This window comes from Streptomyces caelestis (assembly GCF_001279005.1).
Lineage (GTDB): Bacteria > Actinomycetota > Actinomycetes > Streptomycetales > Streptomycetaceae > Streptomyces > Streptomyces heliomycini.
In genome coordinates, this window is the sequence record NZ_LGCN01000251.1 from 172,216 (window position 1) to 195,268 (window position 23,053).

The following is a 23,053-nucleotide window of genomic DNA, read 5'->3' on the forward strand; positions in this document are numbered from 1 at the left end:
CTGCCCGGCTGCCCCCGTATGCTACAAGTTGCGCTGCGAGCCTGCGCACCTCAGACGTAGCAGGCTGCGCTCGCATCTGTTGTATGTCCCCTCGGTTGTCGAGGCGTCATCACCGTTTTCCCTGGTGAGCGCTTCCTTGGCTGTCCGGCTTCTGCAGAGCGAAACGGGCTCCGGCGTAGCAGTACCTACGACTTCAATGTCCGTACCGGAGCCCTTTCCCACATGACGAGCAGCACCGAGACCACCGCCACCACCCCGCAGGTAGCGGTCAACGACATCGGTAACGAGGAAGCCTTCCTCGCCGCGATCGACGAGACGATCAAGTACTTCAACGACGGCGACATCGTCGACGGCGTCATCGTGAAGGTCGACCGGGACGAGGTCCTGCTCGACATCGGTTACAAGACCGAAGGCGTCATCCCGAGCCGCGAGCTCTCGATCAAGCACGACGTCGACCCCAACGAGGTCGTCGCCGTCGGTGACGAGATCGAAGCCCTTGTTCTCCAGAAGGAGGACAAGGAAGGCCGCCTGATCCTCTCGAAGAAGCGCGCCCAGTACGAGCGTGCCTGGGGCACCATCGAGAAGATCAAGGAAGAGGACGGGATCGTCACCGGTACCGTCATCGAGGTCGTCAAGGGTGGTCTCATCCTCGACATCGGCCTCCGTGGCTTCCTCCCGGCCTCCCTGGTCGAGATGCGCCGCGTCCGCGACCTCCAGCCCTACGTGGGCAAGGAGCTCGAGGCCAAGATCATCGAGCTGGACAAGAACCGCAACAACGTGGTCCTGTCCCGCCGTGCCTGGCTGGAGCAGACCCAGTCCGAGGTCCGCCAGACGTTCCTCACCACCCTCCAGAAGGGTCAGGTCCGTTCCGGCGTCGTCTCCTCGATCGTCAACTTCGGCGCCTTCGTGGACCTGGGTGGCGTCGACGGCCTGGTCCACGTCTCCGAGCTGTCCTGGAAGCACATCGACCACCCCTCCGAGGTCGTCGAGGTCGGCCAGGAGGTCACCGTCGAGGTCCTCGACGTCGACATGGACCGCGAGCGCGTCTCCCTGTCGCTGAAGGCGACCCAGGAAGACCCGTGGCAGCAGTTCGCCCGCACCCACCAGATCGGCCAGGTCGTGCCCGGCAAGGTCACGAAGCTGGTTCCGTTCGGTGCGTTCGTCCGCGTGGACGAGGGCATCGAGGGTCTGGTCCACATCTCCGAGCTGGCCGAGCGCCACGTGGAGATCCCGGAGCAGGTCGTCCAGGTCAACGACGAGATCTTCGTCAAGGTCATCGACATCGACCTCGAGCGCCGTCGCATCAGCCTCTCGCTGAAGCAGGCCAACGAGGCCTTCGGCGCCGACCCGTCGGCGGTCGAGTTCGACCCGACCCTGTACGGCATGGCCGCGTCCTACGACGACCAGGGCAACTACATCTACCCCGAGGGCTTCGACCCCGAGACCAACGACTGGCTCGAGGGCTACGAGGCTCAGCGCGAGGCGTGGGAGACCCAGTACGCCGAGGCGCAGCAGCGCTTCGAGCAGCACCAGGCGCAGGTCATCAAGTCCCGCGAGGCGGACGAGAAGGCCGCTGCCGAGGGTGGCGAGGACGTCGCCCCGGCCGCGTCCGGCGGCGGTTCGTACTCCTCCGAGGGCGGCGACCAGTCCGGTGCGCTGGCTTCGGACGAGGCGCTGGCCGCGCTGCGGGAGAAGCTGGCGGGCGGGCAGAGCTGAACGCTCTCCGCTGACGCCTAGCCGTTGACTGAGGGGCCGTACCTTCCGGGGTACGGCCCCTCAGTGCTGCGTTCCGGGGGCGCGGGCCGGGGGGCCCGTGCCCACGCGGCGCGGCCGCACGCCGGCACCGCCCCGCGCCCCCGGGATCCGTCCTCACCGGGGAATGTCAGTGGCGCGTGCCACGTTGTGCAGTACGAACACGAGGAGGAGCGGTCACTGTGCTTGATCCGCAGGGTTTGTACGCATGGGAGCCGAAGGGACTCGGCGTCGTCGACATGGCGCTGGCCCAGGAGTCGGCCGGACTTGTCATGCTCTACCACTTCGACGGATACATCGACGCGGGGGAGACCGGGGACCAGATCGTCGACCGGCTGCTCGACTCGCTGCCCCACCAGGTCGTCGCCCGGTTCGACCACGACCGGCTCGTCGACTACCGCGCCCGGCGCCCGCTGCTGACCTTCACCCGCGACCGGTGGAGCGACTACGAGGTGCCCACGCTCGAGGTGCGCCTCGTCCAGGACGCCACGGGAGCGCCCTTCCTGCTGCTCTCCGGGCCCGAGCCGGACGTGGAGTGGGAGCGCTTCGCCGCCGCCGTCCAGCAGATCGTGGAGCGGCTCGGCGTACGCCTGTCGGTGAACTTCCACGGCATCCCCATGGGCGTCCCGCACACCCGGCCCGTCGGCATCACCCCGCACGGCAACCGCGTCGACCTCGTCCCCGTGGCCGGCAGCGCCTTCGACGAGGCGCAGGTGCCCGGCAGCGCCGAGGCGCTCGTCGAGTACCGGCTCATGCAGGCCGGGCACGACGTCCTGGGCGTCGCCGCGCACGTGCCGCACTACATCGCCCGCTCCCCGTACCCGGACGCGGCGCTGACCGCCCTGGAGACCATCACGGCCGCGACGGGACTGGTCCTGCCCGGCGTCGCGCACGCGCTGCGCACCGACGCCCACCGCACCCAGACCGAGATCGACCGCCAGATCCGGGAGGGCGACGAGGAGCTGACCGCCCTCGTCCAGGGCCTGGAGCACCAGTACGACGCCGCCGCTGGCGCGGAGACCCGGGGCAACATGCTCGCCGAGCCGGTGGAGATCCCGTCTGCGGACGAGATCGGCCGCGAGTTCGAACGCTTCCTGGCGGAGCGGGAGGGCGACAACTGAGGCCCTCCCGGCACCCCCTAGGCTGCCTCTCATGCTGAAAGTGGGCCTGACCGGCGGGATCGGCGCCGGCAAGAGCGAGGTGTCGCGGCTGCTCGTCGAGCACGGGGCCGTGCTGATCGACGCGGACCGCATCGCGCGCGAGGTCGTGGAACCGGGGACGCCCGGTCTGGCGGCGGTCGTGGACGCGTTCGGCGCGGAGGTCCTCACCGCGGACGGCAGGCTCGACCGGCCCAAGCTGGGGTCCGTCGTCTTCGCCGACCCGGAGAGACTGGCCGTCCTCAACGCGATCGTCCACCCCTTGGTGGGCGCCCGCTCCCGCGAGCTGGAGGAGGCCGCCGCCGAGGACGCCGTCGTGGTCCACGACGTCCCCCTCCTCACGGAGAACGGCCTGGCCCCCCTCTACGACCTCGTGATCGTCGTCGACGCGAGCCCCGGGACCCAGCTCGACCGGCTCGTGGGCCGGCGCGGCATGACGGCGGAGGACGCACGCGCGAGGATGGCCGCCCAGGCGACCCGCGAGCAGCGCCGGGCGATCGCCGACATCGTCATCGACAACGACGTCCCCCTGGACGAGCTGGAACAGCGCGTCCGGGACGTGTGGTCCGAGCTCGTCCGCCGGTCGCGGACCACCCGCGTGGAATAGCGGGTGCCGGACGGGGCGTTGAACCCGTCCAGTGAGGGAAGGATTCCGCCGTGCCCGAGACCAGCGGTTCGACCGGACGTACGCCGGAAACGCACGTCATCGACTTCCGTGCCGCCGAGCACCTGCTCGCCTCCCGGGACCCGAGGGGCGCGGTGAAGCTGCTCGACGGCGTCATAGACGTCCACCCGGAGAACACCGCCGCGCGGCTGCTGCGCGCCCGCGCCTTCTTCGCGGCGGCCCAGCTGCGCCCCGCCGAGCTGGAGTTCTCCCTCGTCCTGGAGCGCGAGCCGGACAACGCCTTCGCCCACTTCGCCCTCGCCCGCACCTACCAGCGGCAGGGCCGCCCGCACCCGGCCAAGCGCCACTTCCGGCTGGCGGCCGCGCTGGACCCGAACCCGGAGTACCTGAAGGCGGCCCGCTTCGACACGTGACGGTGCGCTACGGGCGGCTCCCCGGCGGCCGGTACGGAGGCACGTCGCGTCCCGGCTGGTAGTGCGGGCCCTGGCGGATGTGCCGCAGGACGACCACCAGGTCGACCGTGACGACCAGCCACAGCAGCCCGCAGACGAGGGCCCAGCCGGGGTGCCCCGCGAGCGCGAACGCCACCGTGCCGGACACTGTCCAGACCACGCCCCACACGCTCAGCCAGAACCGCATCCGCAGAGCACTGCGCGCGGTCGTCGGCTCACTGCCCGTACGCATCGCGATCACCGCCCCGTCCGCGCCGGTCTCCCGGCACCGGGTGCCCGGAATCGTCTCCAGACCCACGTGTCACTCGGTCGGGTGAACCGGTGCGAAGGGGGAACGGGCGTGCGGACACGAACCGTTTGACGGGCATGGAACGGAGAATGCGTGAGGGCCATGAGGGGACGGGCCCGGGGGCGATCACCCCGGACGGCTGCGCGGTGGAGCTGTACGCGCGGCTGCCCGTCGGGGACGAGCCGGACGTCATCGCCGCCGCGGTGCCGGCGCGGGCGCGGATCCTGGAGCTGGGCAGCGGCGTCGGGCGGATGACCCACGCGCTGCTGGAGCGCGGCTTCGAGGTGACGGCGGTGGACGAGTCCGCCGGGATGCTGGAGCGGGTGCGCGGGGCGCGGACGATATGCGGCCCCGTGGAGCGCCTCGACCTCGGCGAGACGTTCGACGTGGTGCTGCTCGCGTCGTTCCTGGTGCACGCGGGGGACGTCGAGGTGCGGCGGGGCATGCTGCGCACCTGCGTGCGGCATCTGGCGAAGGGCGGGTGCGTGCTGATCCAGCGGGAGGGCGAGGACTACCACACCGATGTGCCGCGCGAGCGGGTGGACCCGGCCGGCTTCACCGTGCGGATCGTGTCGGCGGAGCCGGTCGGCGACGGCGTCGACTCGGTGCACGCGGAGTACGTGTTCCCGGACGCGACCTGGACCCAGACGTTCCGCGCCCGCCCGCTGACGAGGGAGCAGTTCGAGGAGGCGCTGGCGGAGGCGGGCCTGACGGTGGAGCGGTACCTGACGGAGGACCGGACGTGGGTGAGGGCGGTGCCGGTGTCCGCCACCTGAGCGCGCGGCCCGCGTTCAGGGCCGGGCCGCACCACCGGCCCCCTTGTCCCGGGTCCTGCGCCCGCCCCCGGCTGTCCCGCGTCCGGCGGACCCGCCACGCCTGCCGGTTTCGCCGGACGCGGCGCCCGGGTCGCCGCCGCCCGGTCCGCCCGGTCCCGCGTGCCCACCGAACGGGCCGGGTCCGCCCAGCGCCCGCAGCCGTTCCAGCTCCCGGCGGTCACGCTTGGTCGGGCGGCCCGTGCCGCGGTCGCGGACGCCGGCCGGGGCGACGGCCTCGCGGGGCGGGGGCGGCGGGGAGTTGTCGACGTAGCACTGGACGGCCACCGGGGCGCCGACCCGCTTGCGGATCAGCCGCTTGACGACGACGATCCGCTCCCGGGTCTCGGCCCGCAGCCGCACCTCGTCACCGACGCGGAGGGAGTGCGAGGGCTTCACGCGCTCGCCGTTCACCCGGACGTGCCCGCCCTTGCAGGCGGCGGCGCCGAGCGACCGCGTCTTGACCAGCCGCACCGACCAGATCCAGCTGTCGATCCGTACGGACTCACCGCTGCCCGGACCGGCCGCCTCGGCGGCGGCCACGGCGGCGGCGACCTTGGGGTCCTCGGCACTCTCAGAAGCCATGGTCCCGACCTTAACGCCCGGACCCGGCCGGTGGTGCGGGGGTTTTCGCCCGCCCCGAGCACCTACCGTGGAGCCATGGACCCCCATGGCCTCGACCGGCTCGACCGGCGCATCGCCGGCTGCCGCGCCTGTCCCCGGCTGGTCGACTGGCGCGAGGAGGTCGCCCGCACCAGAAGGGCCGCGTTCGCGGACTGGACGTACTGGGGGAGGCCGGTGCCCGGATTCGGGCCGGCGGACGCCCGGCTGCTGATCGTCGGCCTGGCGCCCGCGGCCCACGGCGGCAACCGCACCGGCCGGATGTTCACCGGGGACCGTTCCGGGGACGTGCTGTACCAGGCGCTGTACGACGTGGGGCTCGCCTCGCAGCCGGGCTCCACCCACGCCGGGGACGGTCTGGAGCTGTACGGCGTGCGCGTCACCTCGCCCGTGCACTGCGCCCCGCCCGCCAACAAGCCCACCCCCGAGGAGCGGGACACCTGCCGGCCCTGGCTGGTGCGGGAACTGCGCCTGCTGCGGCCGACGGTACGGGCCGCGCTCGTCCTCGGCGCCTTCGGCTGGCAGGCCGCGCTGCCCGCGTTCGCCGAGGCCGGCTGGACCGTGCCCCGGCCCCGGCCCGCCTTCGCGCACGGCGCCCACGTCACCCTGGACGCTCCCGACGGGCCCGGCCTCCACCTGCTCGGCTGCTTCCACGTCAGCCAGCGCAACACCTTCACCGGCCGGCTCACCCCCGAGATGCTCCGCGAGGTGCTGCGCACGGCCGCCGGGGCGGCGGGCCTGCCCGCGCGGAAATGAGATGAGCCGCCCCGCCGACGGCACTACGGTGTCCCGATGGCCAGGTACCCGAAGATCGAACCGTACGACCACGGCATGCTCGACGTCGGCGACGGCAACCGCGTGTACTGGGAGACCAGCGGCAATCCGCGGGGCAAGCCCGCGGTGGTGCTGCACGGCGGACCGGGCTCCGGCGCCGGCCCGAACCTCCGGCGCTACTTCGACCCCGACGCCTACCGCATCGTGCTGCTCGACCAGCGCGGCGCCGGCCGTTCGACACCGCCCGCGAGCGACCCCGCCACCGACATGGGCGTCAACACGACCGCCCACCTCATGGCGGACCTGGAGCGGCTGCGCACCCACCTCGGCATCGAGCGGTGGCTGGTGTGGGGCGCGTCGTGGGGCTCGGTGCTCGGACTGCGGTACGCGCAGACCCATCCCGGGGTCGTGTCCGAACTCGTGCTGACCGCGGTCGCCACCGGTTCCCGGGCCGAAGTGGCCCTGCTGACCCGCGGACTGGGGCAGTTCTTCCCCGAGGCCCACGCACGCTTCCTCGCCGCCCTGCCCGCCGGCGAGCGCGACGGCAACCTGGCCGCCGCCTGCAACAGGCTGCTGGAGTCACCCGACCCGCAGGTCAGGGAACGGGCCGCGAAGGCGTGGACCGACTGGGAGACGGCGAGCATCCCGGCGCCCCCGGGCTCGGTCGCACGTTTCCAGGATCCGGTGTTCCGCATGGGCTTCGCCCGTACCGTCACCCACTACTGGGGCAACGACCACTTCCTCGGCGGCGAGGACGGAGGCGAGGGGGCCGTCCTGCGCGACGCCCACCTCCTCAGGGGCGTTCCCGGCACCCTCGTCCAGGGCAGCCTCGACTTCGGCAACCTCCTGGGCATCGTCTGGCGCCTCCATCACGCCTGGCCGGACAGCGAGTTGACGATCGTGGACGAGGCAGGCCACGACGCGGGCGACATGGGTGACGACGCACTGGTGGCGGCGACGGACCGGTACGCGCGCCGCGGCGCATGAACGCCGCCCTTGCTCCAGAAGAGGGAAATCCGGCTCTCCGCAGGCATGGTCCGCGCGGTCGGCATACGCTTCCGACGAGGGGAGGGAAACACGGAATTCCAGCCGAGGAGGGCCGGTGGCCGAACGCATCGCGAAACGACGAGGCTATCGAGACGATGTCCTCGGCGATATGCTCGCCGAATTCCTGGGCACGTTCGTCCTGATTCTGCTGGGTGTCGGGTCCGTGGCCGTGGCTGTGGCCGGACTGCCCGGTTCGGGCCGGCAGACGGTGGATTTCGGGCCAGCCAACTGGCTCATCATCTCCTGGGGCTGGGGCCTCGCCGTCGTGTTCGGCGTCTATGTGGCCGGCGGCATCAGCGGCGCCCACCTCAATCCCGCGGTGACCCTGGCCTTCGCCGTCCGGCGGGACTTCCCCTGGCGGAAGGTGCTGCCCTACTGGCTCGCGCAGGTCCTGGGGGCCTTCGTCGCCGCCGCGCTCGTCTACGCCTGCTACCGGTGGGCGATCGACGCGGCCAACGCCAAGGAGGGAATCACCCGGGAGGAATCGCTGGGCACCTATTCCATCTTCGCCACGTTCCCCGCCGAATACTTCGGGAATTCCTGGTGGGGTCCCCTGCTCGACCAGATCGTCGGCACCGGAATCCTCCTCCTGCTGATCTGCGCGCTCATCGACACCCGCAACACGGCTCCGATGTCGAATCTCCACCCGTTCCTCATCGGTCTGGTGGTCGTCGCCATCGGCCTGACGTTCGGCACCAACGCCGGATACGCGATCAACCCCGCACGCGATTTCGGCCCCCGGCTGTTCACGTTCTTCGAGGGCTGGGGATCGATCGCCCTGCCCGGATCGTTCGGATGGTTCAGCGGTTACTGGTGGATCCCCATCGTCGGCCCGCTCATCGGCGGCGTCCTCGGAGCGCTCGTGTACGACCTGTTCATCGGCCCGGTGCTCAAGGCGAGGGCGGGAGCGGCCGAAGAGGGCCCGGCCACCGAAGAATCCTAGGCACACCAGGAGGTGGCAGCGATGCCCGAATTCGTCGGCGCCGTGGACCAGGGGACCACCAGCACCCGTTTCATGATCTTCGACCACTCCGGCAACGAGGTGGCCAAGCACCAGCTCGAACACCAGCAGATCCTCCCGCGGTCGGGATGGGTCGAACACGACCCGGTCGAGATCTGGGAGCGCACCAACACGGTGATCCAGAACGGCCTCCGTGACGGAGGGCTGTCGGCCGACGACCTGGCGGCCATCGGCATCACCAACCAGCGCGAGACGACCGTCGTCTGGGACCCGCGCACCGGCCGCCCCTACTACAACGCCATCGTCTGGCAGGACACCCGCACCGACAGCATCGCCGCCGCCCTCGAACGCGACGGCCACGGCGACGTCATCCGCCACAAGGCCGGTCTGCCGCCGGCCACCTACTTCTCCGGCGGCAAGATCAAGTGGCTGCTGGAGAACGTGGACGGACTGCGCGAGGCCGCCGAGGCGGGCCACGCCCTGTTCGGCAACACCGACGCCTGGGTGCTGTGGAACCTCACCGGCGGACCGAACGGCGGGGTGCACGCCACCGACGTGACCAACGCCAGCCGCACCATGCTGATGAACCTGGAGACCCTGGACTGGGACGACGAGCTCCTGGACGTCTTCGGCGTCCCCCGCGCGATGCTGCCGGTGATCCACCCCTCGTCCGACCGCGAGGCGTACGGCACGGCCCGCACCTCCCGGCCGCTGGGCGGCGCCGTCCCGATCACCGGCGTACTGGGCGACCAGCACGCGGCGACCGTCGGCCAGGTCTGCTTCTCGCCCGGCGAGGCCAAGAACACCTACGGCACCGGAAACTTCCTGGTCCTCAACACCGGCACCGAACTCGTGCGCTCGGAGCACGGACTGCTCACGACGGTGGCGTACCAGTTCGCGGGCAGCCCCGCGGTGTACGCGCTGGAGGGTTCCATCGCCGTCACCGGCGCCGCCGTGCAGTGGCTGCGCGACCAGCTGAAGATCATCAGGAGCGCCCCGGAGAGCGAGCAGCTGGCCCGCCAGGTGGAGGACAACGGCGGGATGTTCTTCGTCCCGGCCTTCTCCGGCCTGTTCGCCCCGTACTGGCGCTCCGACGCCCGGGGCGCCATGGTCGGGCTGGCCCGCTACAACACGGGCGCGCACATCGCGCGGGCCACGCTGGAGGCCATCTGCTACCAGAGCCGTGACGTGGTCGAGGCCATGGAGCAGGACTCGGGCGTCCACCTGGACGTGCTCAAGGTCGACGGCGGCGTCACCGCGAACGACCTGTGCATGCAGATCCAGGCCGACGTCCTGGGCGTCCCGGTGAGCCGTCCCGTGGTCGCCGAGACCACCGCGCTGGGCGCCGCCTACGCCGCCGGGCTCGCCGTCGGCTTCTGGCGCGACACCGACGAGCTGCGCTCCCACTGGCAGGAGTCGAAACGCTGGGACCCGCAGTGGAGCGAGGAGCGGCGCCAAGGCGGCTACCAGGACTGGAAGCGCGCCGTGGAACGCACCCTGGACTGGGTCAAGGTCACCTGACCCGCCCTCCGCACCCGTGCGTCAGCGGTCGGCGAGGTCCTCGCGGAGGCCGTCGGAGAACTCCCACCACGACAACGCGAGCCAGTCGCCGTCGACGAAGGCGTCGACGGACGAACCGCGGCCACGCACCGTCACGGTCGTTCCCGGTGGGTACACGGTGCCGGAGAGCCCCGGCACCGGGACGAGCAGGGTTCCCAGCCTCTGTGCTGCCATTTCCCGCCTCTTTCCGTTCTCGGCGCGGCATCGGACACGTATGACCCCTGTCGTCGGACATTACCGGTTTGCCCGACCGTGCAGGCGGCGGAACCATGAGAGAAGAGTCACGCGCGGAACGGAGGTCGCAGTCATGAAGGCCGTTGTGTACAAGGGACCGTTCAGTGTCGCGGTCGAGGACGTCGACAAGCCGAGCATCCAGCATCCGAACGATGTGATCGTGAAGGTCAGCTCCACCGCGATATGCGGGTCCGACCTGCACATGTACGAGGGCCGCACCGCGGCCGAGCCCGGCATCGTCTTCGGCCACGAGAACATGGGGATCATCGAGGAGGTCGGCCAGGGCGTCACCTCGCTGAAGGAGGGCGACCGCGTGGTCATGCCCTTCAACGTCGCCTGCGGATTCTGCCGCAACTGCGCCGAGGGGTTCACCGGGTACTGCACGACCGTCAATCCAGGTTTCCCGGGCGGCGCCTACGGCTACGTCGCCATGGGCCCCTGGAAGGGTGGCCAGGCCGAGTACCTGCGCGTGCCCTACGCCGACTTCAACTGCCTGAGGCTGCCGCCGGGACAGGAGCACGAGACCGACTTCGTCCTGCTCGCCGACATCTTCCCCACCGGCTACCACGGCTGCGAACTCGCCCAGGTCCGCCCGGGCGAGAGCGTCGCGGTGTACGGCGCGGGACCGGTCGGGCTCATGGCCGCCTACTCGGCCCTGCTGCGCGGCGCGAAGAAGGTGTTCGTCGTGGACCGGGTCGCCGAGCGGCTGCAGAAGGCCGAGGAGATCGGCGCGGTCCCGGTCAACTTCGCCGAGGGCGACCCGGCCGAGCAGATCAAGGACCAGACCGAGGGCATCGGCACGGACAAGGGTGTCGACGCCGTCGGCTACCAGGCGACGAAGGGCGGCACGGACCGCGAGGAGCCGGCGACGGTCCTGAACTCCCTCGTCAACACGGTCCGCGCCACCGGAGCGCTCGGCGTGCCCGGCCTCTACGTCCCCTCCGACCCCGGAGCCCCGGACGAGCAGGCCAAGCAGGGCATGCTCCTCGTCGCGATCGGCAAGCTCTTCGAGAAGGGCCTGCGGGTGGGGACGGGGCAGTGCAACGTGAAGCGCTACAACCGGCAGCTGCGCGACATGATCATCGAGGGCAGGGCGAAGCCCAGCTTCGTGGTCTCCCACGAGCTGCCCCTGGGCGAGGCGGCGTCGGCCTACGACAAGTTCGACAAGCGGATCGAGGGCTACACCAAGGTCGTCCTGCACCCGTAGTCCGGCCGCCTACGGCCGCCACACGTACCGGACGTCCGGCTCCCGCTCCTCGTTGCGGGAGCCGTCCGTCCGCTCCACGGCCGTGAAGCCGTGCCGTTCGTAGAAGCGGTGCGCGGGCGTGTTGACCTGGAAGGTCCACAGGGAGAGCCCTCCGGGGCGGCGCTCCTTGGCCAGGGCGACGAACTGGTCGCCGATCCCGCGCCCGCGCCACTCGGGGGCGAGGTACAGCTGGTCCAGCTCCTCGCCCTCCAGCACCATCACACCGACCACGTCCCCGCCCGCCGCCTGGGCGACCCACGTCTCCCGCGCCGGTACGAGCACCCGACGGAAGTGGTCCCGCACCTCGTCGTCGGACCGCGGCCGGACCACGCCGGGCAGCGCGGCGGCGAAGGACCGCAGCCAGACACCGGCCGCGGCCTCGGCGTCGGAGGGCAGCGCCCGGCGCAGGCGCACCGTCCGGTCACCGGTCGTCATGAGTTCCCCGCATCCGGCACGACCGCCGTCGCCGTGATCTCCACCAGCTGCCCGGTGTACCCGAGGCAGGCCACGCCGATCAGGGTCGACGCGTGCGGGCCCGCGCTCAGCCCGGACGCCTCGACCACCTCCCACACGGCGGAGAGCACCGCGGGCTCACCGCTCACGACGTACACGTCCGTCGCGACGACGTGGCCCAGGTCGGAGCCCACCGCCCGCACCTGCTCCTCCAGGTTGGCGATCACCTGCCGGGCCTGACGCACCGGATCCCCCTCGCCCACGAGCTTCCCGCCGGCGTCCAGCGGGACCGACCCGGCGAGGAAGGCCAGCCGGGTCCCCGCCTCGACGACGGAGGCGTGCGCGTAGGCGGGCGGCGGGAAGAGCGTGGGGACGGTGACGCGGCGGATCACGCGTACTCCGATCTGAGAGGTGGACAACCCCCGATCCTGCGTGAGACGGCACGTCACCGCATCCGTATTTCGTGCGGCCCTCCTCGACCGGGCCTTCCTCGGCCCTCGGGACCGGGTCAGTGCCGGGCGAACTGGACGCGGGTCGGCTGGACGGCGTCCGGGCGTACGGCGATGCCGTCGACGGTCAGTCGCTCACCGTAGATGTCGGTGAGCCGCAACGCGCCGCCGCAGCCGGTGCCGTTGGGGGAGAGGAAGTAGTTGTACTCGGTGCGGGTCAGCCGCTGCCACCCGGAGCCGGTGGCGACCTCGAGCCGGGCGAGCGGGTTGCGGTGACCGATCGCCTGGATGCCGCACCAGTGGCTGCTGGAGCCGGTCTTGTAGCGGATCGAGAGGGTGTCGGACGTGCCGGGGCTGAGCAGGCTCCAGGTGATCGGGATCCTCCCGGCGGAGAGGCCGGCGAGCTCGGCGAAGGCCTCCCTGCTCAGGTCGAGCTGCCCGGGGGCGCAGGGCGCGGGGCACTCGTTGGTGATCCGGACCGTCACGGAGGCGCCGCCGGCCGCGCGGACCAGGACGTACGCCCCGCACGCCCGGGACGTCTCGTAGTCGGCGGTGTTCATCGCCGCGGTCATGCGGTCGGCGCTCGGACCGTACAGGCAGGCGCCGTCGCCGTCCCCGGCGTCGTAGTGGGTGGCGACTCCGCGGTAGGTGATCCCGGGCGCGATCCGCCCCGCCAGGGGCGCCCCGCCGGAGGCCGGGCGCGGGGCGGCCGCGCTCGTGGGGGCGCCGCCGCGCGACGGCCGGGCCGACGCGGTCGTCGCGGAGGGTTTAGGGGCGGCGGGGGACGCGGTGGACGGCGTCGCCTCCGGTGTCCGCCCGGTCGCCGTGGGCGAGGCGCTCGGCCGGACGGCGGCGTCAGCACCGACGGCGGACGTGGCCGTGTCCGTGGCCCGCACGGTGTCGGATCCGCCGTCGCGGGTGAGGGCGACGACCAGCGACATGAGGAGCCCGACGGCGGCCACGGCGACGGCCGGGACCAGGAGGCCGCGCCGCTTGCCGCGCGGACGGCGATGGGAGGGGGATGCCACGGATGAGTCCTTACATGGTGCGAGAGAACACACGCTTCCGACCCATCGGTCGTCGCAGCCGCCCAAAAGGTTGCCGGGCTTTCGGGCACGACCGGTCACGGGCTGCCCGGCGCCCGTCCGGTCCTGGGCAGCAGGCGGCCCAGCCGCCGGCCCAGGGGCCGGGGGCTGCTCGGAGGCGCGTCCGGATACAGCAGCGGTGGGTCCGGGTGGGCGAGCAGCGGAACGTCGAGATCCAGGTGATGCCCCTCTCCCGCAAGGAACACGCAGGACTGGCCGGCCCGTTCACCTTGATGGAGACGAAGGATGAGCGGAGGATCGCCTACACAGAGGTGCAAGGCGATAGCCACGTCCACACCGAGCGCGGGAAGGTCCGGGAGCTTGAGGCTGTGTACGGGAGCCTCCGAGCGCAGGCACTCACACCGGCTGAAACGCTCTCGTTGATCGAGAAGCTGTTGGGAGAGGAATGAGCGACGACCTGGCTTGGTCCAAGAGCAGTTACAGCGCCGGGGACGGCGGCGAGTGTGTCGAGGTGGCCGCCGGGAATGGTGGCGTGTACGTACGTGACTCGAAGGACAAGGCGGGACCGGTGGTCGATCTTGCGCCGAGGGCGTGGGCGGAGTTCATCGGGTTCGCCGCCGGGCACGCCGCGTAGAGCGAAAAACACCGCAGTGCCTCGTGACCACTGACGTGGTCACGAGGCACTGGCGTGCTCAGAGGGCCGACCCGGCCGACGTCCGCGCCGCTCTCGGTGTACTGCTGGAGCGGCGACTGAGCGTCGCGGACGGTACGCACCCGCGCCCCACGGAGGCGGGGCGCGAGCCGACCGCCGCCGTCGGCGCGGAGAGCGCCCCCGTCACCGCCCGCGTCCGGGGCGGGACACCCGCCGAGGACCTGGCCGCCGCGGGCCGCGCCCTCGCCCTGGTCACCGAGCGCGCCGACGCGGAACCGGCGGCGCTGACCGCGTGACCGTCCGAGCGCGGTCCGGCGAACCGGCGGCCGCGCTCGCCGTTCACGCGGCACGCGTCTTCCACCGGCATCGTCACCTCCCGGAAACACGGTCGTTCACCTCCTTCCGAGCATGCCGACTACCGTGGAGGGAACGTTTCCCCCTGCCCGGTCACCGTCGCCCGTGAGCCCGTTCCGTTTCCGATGCGACCGACGGGAGCCCCGTGACCCGTGCCGTACCCCCGTGGCTGGCCCACGCCCTGCGCGCCCAGCGCGGACCGGTGCAGTGGAGCGCCGTCGCGCGCGGCGCGCTGGGCGGCGGGCCGCTGCTGCTCGCGGCCGTCCTCGCCGGGCGGCCCACGCTCGGGGTCGTCGCCGCCATCGGCGCGATGTTCGCCGGGATCAACGACCGGCCGGGCAGCCGTCGCGCCTCCGTCGGGCGCGTCGGCGGGCCCGCGCTCGCCGGGGCGGCCGGACTGGTCGTCGGCACCCACGCCGGGGACCACGTCTCCGCCGTCCTGCTCACCCTGCTGCTGACCGGGCTCGGCCTGGCCGCCGGCGCGGTCAGCGCGCTCGGGCCCGTCGGGTCCTCCGTCGGGACGCAACTGCTGGTCGGCGCCGCCGTCGGCGCCGGGATGCCGCTGCCCGAACCGGGCTGGCAGCGGGCGCTCGCCTTCCTCGCCGGCGCGGGCTGGCTGCTCCTGCTGCGGCTCGCGCTGCCCACGCCCGGCGCGCTCGCCGGCGGCTTCCGGTTCGACGGGGAGCGGAACGCCGTGGCCGGGGTGTACGACGCCGTCGCCGGCCTGCTCGACGCCACCGGGTCGGACACCGCCACCGCACGGCGGGCCGCGCTCACCGCCGCGCTCGACCACGCGCAGGACGCCCTCGCCGGGCCCCGGCTGCGGCGGTACGCCTCCTCCGCCGCCGAACGCCGGCTGCACGCCCAGTACGCCGCCGCCCTCCCGCTCGCCGAGGCCGCCACCGCGCTGGCCTGGGCCGGGGAGCCCGTACCGGCCCGTACCGCCGAAGGGCCCCGGCGCCTCGCCGCCGCCGTGCGCGGCAGCACCCCCACCGGCCCGCTGCCCGCCCCCTCCCGGACCGTCCCCGCGCTGCGCGCCCTCGACGACGCCCTCCTGCGCGCCGCCGAGGCCTTCGACCGGGGCGACGGCGGTGACCTGCACGGCCGCAGGCGCTCGCGGGCCGCGGGGGTGCGGACCGTCCTCGGCGCCCGGGGGCGGGAGTACGGGCTGCGGGTCGCCCTCTGCTTCGGGGTGAGCGCCGCCCTCGCCCAGGCCCTGCACCACGCCCGCTGGTACGGGCAGCACGACCACTGGTACTGGCTGCCCGCCACCGCCGTCTTCCTCGTCAAACCCGACCTCGGACCGCTCGCCTCCCGCGTGCTGTCCCGGGCCGCCGGGACCGTCCTCGGGGCGCTCCTGTTCGCCGGGTTCGCCGCCGTGCTGCCCCGCCCGGAAGGGCTCGTCGCGCTGGTCGCGGTCAGCGGCGCGCTGATCCCCGTCGCAGCCCGGCACTTCGCCGCGCAGACCGCCGTCGTCACCGTGCTCGTCCTCGCCCTGGTGATGGCCGGCGGGGAACCCCAGGCCTCCCTCGGCCGCATCGGCGAGACCCTGCTGGCCTGCGCCGTCGTCCTCGTCGTGGGACACATCCCGATGCCGGGACAGCGCGGCGGCGACGCCATCCGCGCCCGGCTCGCCGAAGCGGCGGGCGCCGCCCAGGCGTACCTCGACCACGTGCTCGGCGGGTCCGAGGACCGTGCCGGCCGCTGGGCGCTGCGCCGCGAGGCCTACCGCACCCTCGCCGAGGCCCGCGCCGCCCTCGCCCTCGCCTCCGCCGAACTTCCCCCGCTCGCCCGGCACGCCGACGGCGCCGACGAAACCGCCGCCACTCTCGAACTGCTGGTCGACACCGTCACCGCCTGCGCCGTCCACCTCGACGACACCGGCCGCCTCGACCCCCGGCACGTCCGGCGGCTGGCCGAGCTCGCGGACCGCGTACGGGCGCGAGGGGACGTCGCGGTCCGGCTCACGGCCGGATTCCGACGCACGGCCGGAGCCGGTGGCACGACACCCGACACGGACGGTGCGGAGTTCGGCACGGAGCGTGGCCGATTGGTGTGATCGGCCGAGAGTCCGCTCACACTTGGCGGTGAACGGGTGTCAACTACGTCTCAGTACCGTCACCGAGCGAGGTGTCCGCCCCATGGTTGGCGTTTAACTCTTACGAGTACAACGCAGCATGGAGGTGGCAGGGTGAACGGGCGAACGGTGCTCGAACGCTTTCCCGCAGGTGGACCGCGTGGTTCCTGGCCGGCGGAGGAGTTCGCCCACGCGCGCCGCCTGGAGGGCCTGCCCGCCGAGGTCGTCATGGACCTCGCGACCGACACGTTCCTGGTGATCGTCCGGGGGGACGGCGGCGGGGGTGACGTCACGGCGTGAGCGGGTGCCGCCCCGGCGGCTCGGCCCGCCTTCGGGGGAGGCATCTTTTCGGCCGGGGGCGGAGGGTGCGTGCGGGCGCACGGCCTGGGGAGTCGGCCGAGGCGGGGCGCCGGGGCCGGGAGCGCGGAGGGAAGGACGTGCGCCCGGCCGGGCGGGGCGCGGGGCGGCCGGGCGGACCGGTGTGTCCTATGCGGTGACCGGCCGGGACCAGGTGGGGGGCGTGTCCGTCAGGCGGCACAGGGCGAGGTAGAGCGGTATCGGCGGCGTGTAGGGGAGCGTGCCGTCGGGGCGGTGGATCAGACCGGGGAGGTCCGGGGCGCCGGGGGCGTCCGAAGGGCAGGGGAGGACCGCGCCGGTGACGTAGTGGGCGGGGGCCGGCCACTCCAGGGCGTAATCGGAATCGGACGGGACCAGCCACCACCAGTGCGCGCCATCGGCGTACACGCAGCCCACGCGGGGCAGCCGGGGCAGTACCAGCGGGCCGAAGCGCGCCGGTACCGCCACGGCGTCGCAGCCCATGGGCGCGGTCATGCCGTCGGGGACGGGGAGCCGCCGGGGGGCGGCCGGGGTGTGCCGCCCGCGCTGGACCCGTACCAGCGAGTCCAGGCTCAGCACGCGGGCGCCGGGTGCGCCCGTCACGCCTGACCCCGGGGGCGGGGGGTGCGCTGGTGCGGGGGGAGCGGCGGGCGGGCCGCCCGGGGGCGCGGCAACTCCTTTGTCGGGGCGTGGGACTGGTCCGGCTCGTCGCCGGTGTCGTCGTCCGGGGCGCCGGGCGGGCCCGGCTTCGGGCGGGCGCCCCAGCCCAGGTCGTCGGTGGGCTCCGCGGGCCCCTCGTGTCCGGTGCCCGCCGTGCGGGGGAGGTCGGCCCAGACCAGCAGTCCGGGGCCGTTCTCGTGCGCGCCCCACGAGTGACACAGGGCGTCGACGAGAAGCAGTCCCCTCCCGTGCTCGTCGTCCGGCTGCCGCCGGGTGTTCGCCCGCGGCCGGCCCGGCGCGCACCCCTCGTCGCGCACGGCTATGCGCACCAGCTCGCCGCCGTCGTGCAGCTCGCAGACCACATGGCTGCTCGCCGTGTGCACGATGGCGTTGGTGACCAGTTCGGAGACGACCAGGGCCGCCGTGTCGCAGGTGTCCTCGCACACCGACCAGCCGGTCAGCCGTGCCCTCGTCAGGCGTCTGGCCTGAGCCGGGGAACCCGGATGAGCGGCCAGTTCGAAGCGGAACCGGCGCTCGGCAGCGGGCCCCGAGGGGGCGGCTTCCGAGGCGGCGCCGAGGCCGATGGACCTTGCGGCGGCGTCTGTTCCTAAGGGCGCGGACGGAATCACGCTTGCCACTATCGCCCCGCCGTGAACACTTGGCAAGTGTCACTCTGAAAAATGCAGAGTGCGGTGTGACGGTCTGGACGGGCGTGGCACACTGCTCGCAACAGCATCTCGCGCGGCGCCAGTTGAGATCACCGAAGATTTGTTCGAATACGAGTTCGGGCGAGACGGATCTTCGGACGGGTCATCGAGTGGCGCCGCCGGGCTGTCGGCTTTTGTTCGAGGGAGGTGGAGTGTGAGCGAACCCCGGTCCGCGCCGACGGTGGGACAGGTCGTCCTCGGCCGGCGCCTGCTGGACCTGCGGGAAGGCGCGGGACTCAAGCGTGAGGAAGCGGCCCGCATCCTCCGTGTCGCGCCCGCCACCGTCCGCCGCATGGAGATGGCCGAGGTCGCGCTCAAGATCCCGTACCTCCAGCTCCTGCTGAAGGCGTACGGCGTCTCCGACGAGGAGGCCGAGGCCTTCGTGCAGCTGGCGGAGGACGCCAACCGGCCCGGCTGGTGGCAGCGCTTCCACGACATCCTGCCCGGCTGGTTCTCGATGTACGTCAGCCTGGAGGGCGCGGCCTCCCTCATCCGCAGCTACGAACCCCACTTCGTCCCCGGGCTGCTCCAGACCGAGGACTACGCGCGCGGCGTGCTGCGCTCCGGAGCCGTCGGGCAGACCCGGCCCGAGGACATAGAGCGCCACGTCGACCTGCGCATGCGACGGCAGGAACTGCTCACCCGCGAGGACGCGCCCCGGGTGTGGGTCGTGATGGACGAGACCGTGCTCCGCCGCCCGGTCGGCGGCCCGGAGGTGATGCGTGCGCAGATCGACAAGTTGCTCGAGGCCACGAAGCTGCCCCATGTGACGCTGCAGATCGCGCCGTTCGCCGGAGGGCCCCATCCCGGCACGTACGGGCCGTTCGTGCTGTTCCGATTCGCCATGCCCGAACTGCCGGACATGGTCTACAGCGAGTACCTGACCGGCGCCGTCTACCTGGACGCGCGCACCGAGGTGGCGACCCACCTCGAGGTCATGGACCGCATGGCGGCGCAGGCCGCTACGGCACATCGCACGAAGGAGATCCTCCGGGATCTCCGCAAGGAGCTGTAAATGGAACTCATGAAGCCCCTGAAGTCCCTGCCCCGCCCGCGGGTGCGCACCGGAAGGATCTACAACGGCATGCCCGCGCGGGAACTGGGCAGCGAGGGCTGGCACAAGCCGTGGAGCGGCGGCAACGGAGGGAACTGCCTGGAGGCGATGAAGCTCGAGGACGGCCGGATCGCCGTGCGCCAGTCCACCGACCCGGACGGGCCGGCGCTCATCTACACCTCCGCCGAGATGACGGCCTTCATCGAGGGAGCGAAGGCGGGAGAGGCGGATTTCCTGCTGTCCTGAACCCTGTTGACCGCTCTACCTTTGTGTTTTTCCTTCTGAACTTGGCACCGTCTTGATCACTAACAGTTGCAGAGACTTATGGAGTCCGTCATGACCGGGCAGCACCCCGTGGAGATCGACACGAGCAGGCCGCATCCCGCGCGGATGTACGACTGGTACCTCGGAGGCAAGGACAACTACCCGGTCGACGAGGCCATGGGGCGGCAGATGCTGGCCCTCGACCCCCGGGTTCCGGTGATGGCGCGGGTGAACCGCGCGTTCATGCAGCGGGCCACGCGCTGGCTGGCCGGACAGGGCATACGGCAGTTCCTCGACGTCGGCACCGGCATCCCGACCGAGCCCAACCTGCACCAGGTGGCACAGGAGGTCACGCCCGACGCCCGCGTCGTGTACTGCGACAACGACCCCATCGTGCTGGCCCACGCGGCGGCCCTGCTGCGCGGTACGGACGAAGGGGTGACCGAGTACCTCCAGGCCGACGTGCGGGAACCGGACGCCATCCTGGAGGGCGCGCGGAAGATCCTCGACTTCGACGAGCCGATCGCGCTGTCGCTCATCGCGCTGCTGCACTTCGTCTCCGACGGGGACGGGGCGCACGAACTGGTCGGACGGCTGCTGGACGCGCTGCCGTCGGGCAGCCACCTGGTCGTCACCCACGCGACCTCCGACTTCACTCCGGAGGAGTCGAAGGCGGCCACGGAGAAGCTCAAGGCGGCGGGGGTCACCCTGGCGCTCCGCTCCCGTGAGGAGTTCACCCGCTTCTTCGACGGCCTGGACCTCGTCGAACCGGGCGTCCAGGTCCCCCACCACTGGCGCCCGGAACTGGGCGCCCCGGTCCCGGGCCAGGACGACGACGTCATCCCGGGCTACGGCGCGGTGGCCCGCAAGCCGTAACCCGTCCGGAGCGGGACCCGCCCCCACCGCAGGCCGCCATGGGAGCGCCTGCGGCCGGTGGCGGGTCGGGGCCGCACCAGCTCACCGCCACGTGCCTTCGCCCCCGTGGACGCGCCGCCCACGGCCCGCGTGCCTCCGCTCCCGCGGGCGGTCGTGCCTTCCCCAGTGCCTCGAAGGCCTGGGAGACGTCCCCAGGGCGATGGGGGCGCCTCCCGCTCATGGGGGTGTTCCCCGCTCACTCATGGGGGTGTTCCCCGCTCATGGGGGTCCCCCCGCTCGAGCGAAGCCGGGAGCGGGGGAGGAGCCGGGAGCGGGGGAGGGCGGGCGCCGGGGGCGCCCTTCCGGGGGAGGCGCCCCGTGAGCGCCGGGCCGCGCGAACACCACCCGGCGCACATCGACGCGGGGCCTCCCGCAAGCGCCGGGACACGCCCCGCGACACCGCCGGTTCACACCGTCATCGGCCGGTCGTCCGGAGTGATCGGCGCCGGCAGGCGACCGGCCGCACCGGTCAGGTACCGGTCGACCGCCGCCGCCACCGCCCGCCCCTCGGCGATGGCCCACACGATCAGCGACTGGCCCCGAGCGGCGTCCCCGGCGGCGAACACACCCGGCACGTTCGTCGCGAAGCCCGCATCCCGCGCGAGCGTCCCACGAGGCGACAGCGCCACCCCCAGCCGGGCGACGAGCCCGTCCTCCCGATCCGGCCCGGAGAACCCGAGCGCCAGCAGAACGAGATCCGCCGGCAGCACCCGCTCGGTGCCCGGCACGGCCCGCCGCCCGGAGTCCACCTCGACCAGGTGCAGCGCACCCACCCGCCCCTCCCCGTCACCGCTGAAGCGCAGCGTCGACGCGGCGAACAGCCGCGCGTCCGCGTCCGCCGCCGGCGCCGTCCGCAACGCGCCGGCCTCCTCGTGCGCCGCGGACAGCCGGTACACCTTCGGGTACGTCGGCCACGGCTCGGCGTCCTCGTCGCGCTCGGGGCCCGGCCGGGCGTAGATGTCGAGCTGGGTGACCGACGCGGCCCCCTCCCGCACCGCCGTCCCCAGACAGTCCGCCCCCGTGTCACCGCCCCCGACGATGACGACGTGCCGGCCCGCGGCCGACAGCGGCGACGACTCCAGATCCCCCTCGCACACCCGGTTCGCGAGCGGCAGATACTCCATCGCCTGGTGGATTCCCGCCAGTTCACGCCCCGGAACGGCAAGCTCCCGCCACGCCGTCGCCCCCGTCGCGAGCACCACCGCGTCATACCGCGTCCGCAGCTCCGCCGCGTCCACGTCCCGCCCGACCGTCGTGGACGTACGGAACTTCGTCCCCTCGGCCCGCATCTGCTCCACCCGCCGTTCCAGATGCCGCTTCTCCATCTTGAACTCGGGGATGCCGTACCGCATCAGCCCGCCGATCCGGTCGTCCCGCTCGTACACGGCGACCGTGTGCCCCGCACGGGTCAGCTGCTGGGCCGCGGCCAGCCCGGCCGGGCCCGAGCCGATGACCGCGACCGTCCGCCCGGAGAGCCGCTCCGGCGGCGCCGGCGGGGCGAAACCCTCCTCCCAGGCCCGGTCGGCGATGGCGCACTCGACGTTCTTGATGGTGACCGCCGGCTGGTTGATGGCGAGCACACAGCCGGCCTCGCAGGGCGCCGGACACAACCGGCCGGTGAATTCGGGGAAGTTGTTGGTGGCGTGCAACCGCTCCGCCGCGGCCCGCCAGTCCTCCCGCGCGACCAGGTCGTTCCACTCGGGGATGAGATTGCCGAGCGGGCAGGCCTGGTGGCAGAACGGCACACCGCAGTCCATGCAGCGATCCGCCTGCGGACCGACGATGGGCAGCAACGCCCCCGGGACGTACACCTCGTTCCAGTCGCGGACCCGTTCCCCGACGGGCCGGCGCGGCCACTCCTCGCGGGGCGTGGTCAGGAAACCCTTGGGATCGGCCATGGCCGTGTTCCTTGCGTGCGCGGATGACGGGCCGTGCCTCGCCGGGCGGCACTCCTCCGGCCACGATACGTCCGCTCACCCGCCCCCGCAGAGGGCCGGGACAGCGCTTTCCGGGAGCCGGCCGGGCCCCTCAGACGAGGGCCAGGAGGTACGCCACCGCCGCCCCGGCCGAGGCGAGCGCGCGGACGTGGTTCCACACCGTCCACTCGCGGACGTAGACCGGCCAGTACGCGACCGCCTCCGGGCCTCCCGGTTCGAGCCGGGCCAGCGCCTCGTTGCGCGGTATGTGCGCGACCACGGTCAGCCCGAACGAGCCGACCAGGTACAAGGCACCGCCCACCAGCAGCTCGACCGTCCCCTCGTCCGGCCACAGCACGAACGTCACCACCGTGACCACCGCGCACAGCATCGCCGTACCGAGGAACAGCAGCATGAAGGCCGGACGCACCGCCGCCACGTTGACCGCCTGCATCGCGGCCACCCCCTGCGCCGGCGGCAGTGCCGCGAGCCCTCTCATCACGAACGTCGAGAAGGCGCAGAAGACCCCGGCCGTCAGCCCGGTCCCGAGCACCCCCAGCACCGTCAGCACGAAGTACGGTCCGTCGATCATGTCGTCACCCCTCGTTCGCGGCCGGGGCCTCCCCTGCCGCCTCCGTCC

General features: G+C 72.6%; 27 protein-coding genes and 1 pseudogene. 18 read left to right on the plus strand and 10 right to left on the minus strand.

What is annotated here, in order from left to right:
- Positions 1-222: 222 nt before the first annotated feature.
- The 4 genes from rpsA to ADK41_RS34800 all read left to right on the plus strand — a co-directional run bounded on the left by rpsA (position 223) and on the right by ADK41_RS34800 (position 3,947).
- Complete coding sequence (gene rpsA / locus ADK41_RS34785) at positions 223-1,716, plus strand: 30S ribosomal protein S1 (RefSeq protein ID WP_030820778.1); 1,494 nt, start codon at positions 223-225, stop codon at positions 1,714-1,716.
- A gap of 218 nt (positions 1,717-1,934) precedes the next feature.
- Positions 1,935-2,873 carry a PAC2 family protein gene (locus ADK41_RS34790; RefSeq protein WP_030820780.1) on the plus strand — a complete coding sequence of 313 codons (939 nt, stop codon included), beginning with the start codon at positions 1,935-1,937 and terminating at the stop codon, positions 2,871-2,873.
- Between the two features lie 31 nt (positions 2,874-2,904).
- Positions 2,905-3,516, plus strand: coding sequence for a dephospho-CoA kinase (gene coaE, locus ADK41_RS34795; protein WP_030820782.1), 612 nt, complete (start codon positions 2,905-2,907; stop codon positions 3,514-3,516).
- Positions 3,517-3,566: 50 nt separating this feature from the next.
- Positions 3,567-3,947, plus strand: a complete 381-nt coding sequence (locus tag ADK41_RS34800; protein WP_030820784.1) for a tetratricopeptide repeat protein — start codon at positions 3,567-3,569, stop codon at positions 3,945-3,947.
- Between the two features lie 7 nt (positions 3,948-3,954).
- Here ADK41_RS34800 and ADK41_RS34805 read toward each other — a convergent pair whose 3' ends face one another.
- On the minus strand, positions 3,955-4,218 hold the full coding sequence (locus tag ADK41_RS34805; RefSeq protein ID WP_030820786.1) for a DUF6343 family protein: 264 nt from the start codon (positions 4,216-4,218) through the stop codon (positions 3,955-3,957).
- A gap of 134 nt (positions 4,219-4,352) precedes the next feature.
- Between ADK41_RS34805 and ADK41_RS34810 the strand changes: the two genes are divergently transcribed.
- Positions 4,353-5,051, plus strand: coding sequence for a class I SAM-dependent methyltransferase (locus ADK41_RS34810; protein WP_030820788.1), 699 nt, complete (start codon positions 4,353-4,355; stop codon positions 5,049-5,051).
- A gap of 15 nt (positions 5,052-5,066) precedes the next feature.
- On the opposite strand, the gene ADK41_RS34815 is transcribed toward ADK41_RS34810, so the two are convergent.
- A complete protein-coding gene (locus tag ADK41_RS34815) occupies positions 5,067-5,672 on the minus strand; it encodes an RNA-binding S4 domain-containing protein (protein ID WP_030820790.1) in 606 nt (201 codons plus the stop codon).
- Positions 5,673-5,747: 75 nt separating this feature from the next.
- Here ADK41_RS34815 and ADK41_RS34820 point away from each other — a divergent pair, with 75 nt between their 5' ends.
- The 4 genes from ADK41_RS34820 (at position 5,748) to glpK (ending at position 10,011) form a co-directional block, all read left to right on the plus strand.
- Positions 5,748-6,464: a uracil-DNA glycosylase gene (locus tag ADK41_RS34820; RefSeq protein WP_030820792.1), complete on the plus strand. Its 717-nt coding sequence runs from the start codon at positions 5,748-5,750 to the stop codon at positions 6,462-6,464.
- A 36-nt stretch (positions 6,465-6,500) separates the two neighbouring features.
- Positions 6,501-7,469, plus strand: a complete 969-nt coding sequence (gene pip / locus ADK41_RS34825) for a prolyl aminopeptidase (protein WP_030820793.1) — start codon at positions 6,501-6,503, stop codon at positions 7,467-7,469.
- A gap of 169 nt (positions 7,470-7,638) precedes the next feature.
- The gene (locus tag ADK41_RS34830; protein WP_199821922.1) at positions 7,639-8,472 is read left to right on the plus strand and encodes an MIP/aquaporin family protein; all 834 of its coding nucleotides are present in this window, start codon (positions 7,639-7,641) and stop codon (positions 8,470-8,472) included.
- A gap of 21 nt (positions 8,473-8,493) precedes the next feature.
- The gene (gene glpK, locus ADK41_RS34835) at positions 8,494-10,011 is read left to right on the plus strand and encodes a glycerol kinase GlpK (RefSeq protein WP_030820797.1); all 1,518 of its coding nucleotides are present in this window, start codon (positions 8,494-8,496) and stop codon (positions 10,009-10,011) included.
- 21 nt (positions 10,012-10,032) lie between these two features.
- Here the strand turns inward: glpK and ADK41_RS34840 are convergent, their stop codons facing one another.
- Positions 10,033-10,224, minus strand: a complete 192-nt coding sequence (locus ADK41_RS34840) for a hypothetical protein (protein WP_030820799.1) — start codon at positions 10,222-10,224, stop codon at positions 10,033-10,035.
- A 133-nt stretch (positions 10,225-10,357) separates the two neighbouring features.
- Here ADK41_RS34840 and ADK41_RS34845 point away from each other — a divergent pair, with 133 nt between their 5' ends.
- Complete coding sequence (locus ADK41_RS34845; RefSeq protein ID WP_030820801.1) at positions 10,358-11,491, plus strand: glutathione-independent formaldehyde dehydrogenase; 1,134 nt, start codon at positions 10,358-10,360, stop codon at positions 11,489-11,491.
- A 9-nt stretch (positions 11,492-11,500) separates the two neighbouring features.
- Here ADK41_RS34845 and ADK41_RS34850 read toward each other — a convergent pair whose 3' ends face one another.
- The 3 genes from ADK41_RS34850 to ADK41_RS34860 form a co-directional block, all read right to left on the minus strand.
- Positions 11,501-11,965 carry a GNAT family N-acetyltransferase gene (locus tag ADK41_RS34850; RefSeq protein WP_030820803.1) on the minus strand — a complete coding sequence of 155 codons (465 nt, stop codon included), beginning with the start codon at positions 11,963-11,965 and terminating at the stop codon, positions 11,501-11,503.
- Positions 11,962-12,402 (minus strand): RidA family protein, encoded by a 441-nt coding sequence (locus tag ADK41_RS34855; RefSeq protein WP_234318603.1) that lies wholly within the window; start codon positions 12,400-12,402, stop codon positions 11,962-11,964. Before ADK41_RS34855 ends, ADK41_RS34850 begins: the two co-directional genes overlap by 4 nt.
- Positions 12,403-12,491: 89 nt before the next feature.
- Positions 12,492-13,460 carry an expansin EXLX1 family cellulose-binding protein gene (locus ADK41_RS34860; RefSeq protein WP_030820807.1) on the minus strand — a complete coding sequence of 323 codons (969 nt, stop codon included), beginning with the start codon at positions 13,458-13,460 and terminating at the stop codon, positions 12,492-12,494.
- A gap of 206 nt (positions 13,461-13,666) precedes the next feature.
- On the opposite strand from ADK41_RS34860, the pseudogene ADK41_RS34865 reads away from it, so the two are divergent.
- From ADK41_RS34865 to ADK41_RS34885, 5 genes and pseudogenes are all read left to right on the plus strand, one after another.
- Positions 13,667-13,927, plus strand: a pseudogene (locus ADK41_RS34865) (Scr1 family TA system antitoxin-like transcriptional regulator); the annotation flags it as partial.
- A complete protein-coding gene (locus tag ADK41_RS34870) occupies positions 13,924-14,112 on the plus strand; it encodes a DUF397 domain-containing protein (RefSeq protein WP_030820810.1) in 189 nt (62 codons plus the stop codon). The pseudogene ADK41_RS34865 and the gene ADK41_RS34870, both read left to right, overlap by 4 nt.
- A 23-nt stretch (positions 14,113-14,135) precedes the next feature.
- Positions 14,136-14,426: a hypothetical protein gene (locus ADK41_RS34875; RefSeq protein ID WP_158717638.1), complete on the plus strand. Its 291-nt coding sequence runs from the start codon at positions 14,136-14,138 to the stop codon at positions 14,424-14,426.
- A 203-nt stretch (positions 14,427-14,629) separates the two neighbouring features.
- Positions 14,630-16,543, plus strand: coding sequence for an FUSC family protein (locus ADK41_RS34880; RefSeq protein ID WP_078661821.1), 1,914 nt, complete (start codon positions 14,630-14,632; stop codon positions 16,541-16,543).
- A gap of 132 nt (positions 16,544-16,675) precedes the next feature.
- Positions 16,676-16,861: a hypothetical protein gene (locus ADK41_RS34885; protein ID WP_030820815.1), complete on the plus strand. Its 186-nt coding sequence runs from the start codon at positions 16,676-16,678 to the stop codon at positions 16,859-16,861.
- A 186-nt stretch (positions 16,862-17,047) separates the two neighbouring features.
- Here ADK41_RS34885 and ADK41_RS34890 read toward each other — a convergent pair whose 3' ends face one another.
- Both ADK41_RS34890 and ADK41_RS34895 read right to left on the minus strand, forming a co-directional pair.
- Positions 17,048-17,500: a hypothetical protein gene (locus ADK41_RS34890; RefSeq protein ID WP_030820817.1), complete on the minus strand. Its 453-nt coding sequence runs from the start codon at positions 17,498-17,500 to the stop codon at positions 17,048-17,050.
- On the minus strand, positions 17,497-18,186 hold the full coding sequence (locus tag ADK41_RS34895; protein ID WP_030820820.1) for an ATP-binding protein: 690 nt from the start codon (positions 18,184-18,186) through the stop codon (positions 17,497-17,499). The genes ADK41_RS34890 and ADK41_RS34895 overlap by 4 nt, the downstream gene beginning before the upstream one ends.
- A gap of 232 nt (positions 18,187-18,418) precedes the next feature.
- Here ADK41_RS34895 and ADK41_RS34900 point away from each other — a divergent pair, with 232 nt between their 5' ends.
- The 3 genes from ADK41_RS34900 to ADK41_RS34910 all read left to right on the plus strand — a co-directional run bounded on the left by ADK41_RS34900 (position 18,419) and on the right by ADK41_RS34910 (position 20,458).
- Entirely contained in the window at positions 18,419-19,279 is an 861-nt protein-coding gene (locus tag ADK41_RS34900) for a helix-turn-helix domain-containing protein (protein ID WP_030820822.1), read from the plus strand.
- Positions 19,280-19,564: a DUF397 domain-containing protein gene (locus tag ADK41_RS34905; protein WP_037803555.1), complete on the plus strand. Its 285-nt coding sequence runs from the start codon at positions 19,280-19,282 to the stop codon at positions 19,562-19,564.
- 90 nt (positions 19,565-19,654) lie between these two features.
- Positions 19,655-20,458 carry an SAM-dependent methyltransferase gene (locus tag ADK41_RS34910; RefSeq protein ID WP_234318606.1) on the plus strand — a complete coding sequence of 268 codons (804 nt, stop codon included), beginning with the start codon at positions 19,655-19,657 and terminating at the stop codon, positions 20,456-20,458.
- A gap of 446 nt (positions 20,459-20,904) precedes the next feature.
- Here ADK41_RS34910 and ADK41_RS34915 read toward each other — a convergent pair whose 3' ends face one another.
- Entirely contained in the window at positions 20,905-22,395 is a 1,491-nt protein-coding gene (locus ADK41_RS34915; RefSeq protein WP_030820829.1) for a glutamate synthase subunit beta, read from the minus strand.
- A gap of 130 nt (positions 22,396-22,525) precedes the next feature.
- Entirely contained in the window at positions 22,526-23,005 is a 480-nt protein-coding gene (locus tag ADK41_RS34920; protein ID WP_030820831.1) for a DUF1772 domain-containing protein, read from the minus strand.
- Between the last annotated feature and the right edge of the window lie 48 nt (positions 23,006-23,053).

Coding starts and splice junctions, on each gene's coding strand:
- rpsA (WP_030820778.1), top strand. CDS start 223: ATGACGAGCAGCACCGAGACCACCGCCACCACCCCGCAGGTAGCGGTC.
- coaE (WP_030820782.1), top strand. CDS start 2,905: ATGCTGAAAGTGGGCCTGACCGGCGGGATCGGCGCCGGCAAGAGCGAG.
- ADK41_RS34805 (WP_030820786.1), bottom strand. CDS start 4,218: ATGCGTACGGGCAGTGAGCCGACGACCGCGCGCAGTGCTCTGCGGATG.
- ADK41_RS34810 (WP_030820788.1), top strand. CDS start 4,353: ATGGAACGGAGAATGCGTGAGGGCCATGAGGGGACGGGCCCGGGGGCG.
- ADK41_RS34815 (WP_030820790.1), bottom strand. CDS start 5,672: ATGGCTTCTGAGAGTGCCGAGGACCCCAAGGTCGCCGCCGCCGTGGCC.
- ADK41_RS34820 (WP_030820792.1), top strand. CDS start 5,748: ATGGACCCCCATGGCCTCGACCGGCTCGACCGGCGCATCGCCGGCTGC.
- pip (WP_030820793.1), top strand. CDS start 6,501: ATGGCCAGGTACCCGAAGATCGAACCGTACGACCACGGCATGCTCGAC.
- ADK41_RS34830 (WP_199821922.1), top strand. CDS start 7,639: ATGCTCGCCGAATTCCTGGGCACGTTCGTCCTGATTCTGCTGGGTGTC.
- glpK (WP_030820797.1), top strand. CDS start 8,494: ATGCCCGAATTCGTCGGCGCCGTGGACCAGGGGACCACCAGCACCCGT.
- ADK41_RS34840 (WP_030820799.1), bottom strand. CDS start 10,224: ATGGCAGCACAGAGGCTGGGAACCCTGCTCGTCCCGGTGCCGGGGCTC.
- ADK41_RS34845 (WP_030820801.1), top strand. CDS start 10,358: ATGAAGGCCGTTGTGTACAAGGGACCGTTCAGTGTCGCGGTCGAGGAC.
- ADK41_RS34850 (WP_030820803.1), bottom strand. CDS start 11,965: ATGACGACCGGTGACCGGACGGTGCGCCTGCGCCGGGCGCTGCCCTCC.
- ADK41_RS34870 (WP_030820810.1), top strand. CDS start 13,924: ATGAGCGACGACCTGGCTTGGTCCAAGAGCAGTTACAGCGCCGGGGAC.
- ADK41_RS34905 (WP_037803555.1), top strand. CDS start 19,280: ATGGAACTCATGAAGCCCCTGAAGTCCCTGCCCCGCCCGCGGGTGCGC.
- ADK41_RS34910 (WP_234318606.1), top strand. CDS start 19,655: ATGACCGGGCAGCACCCCGTGGAGATCGACACGAGCAGGCCGCATCCC.
- ADK41_RS34915 (WP_030820829.1), bottom strand. CDS start 22,395: ATGGCCGATCCCAAGGGTTTCCTGACCACGCCCCGCGAGGAGTGGCCG.
- ADK41_RS34920 (WP_030820831.1), bottom strand. CDS start 23,005: ATGATCGACGGACCGTACTTCGTGCTGACGGTGCTGGGGGTGCTCGGG.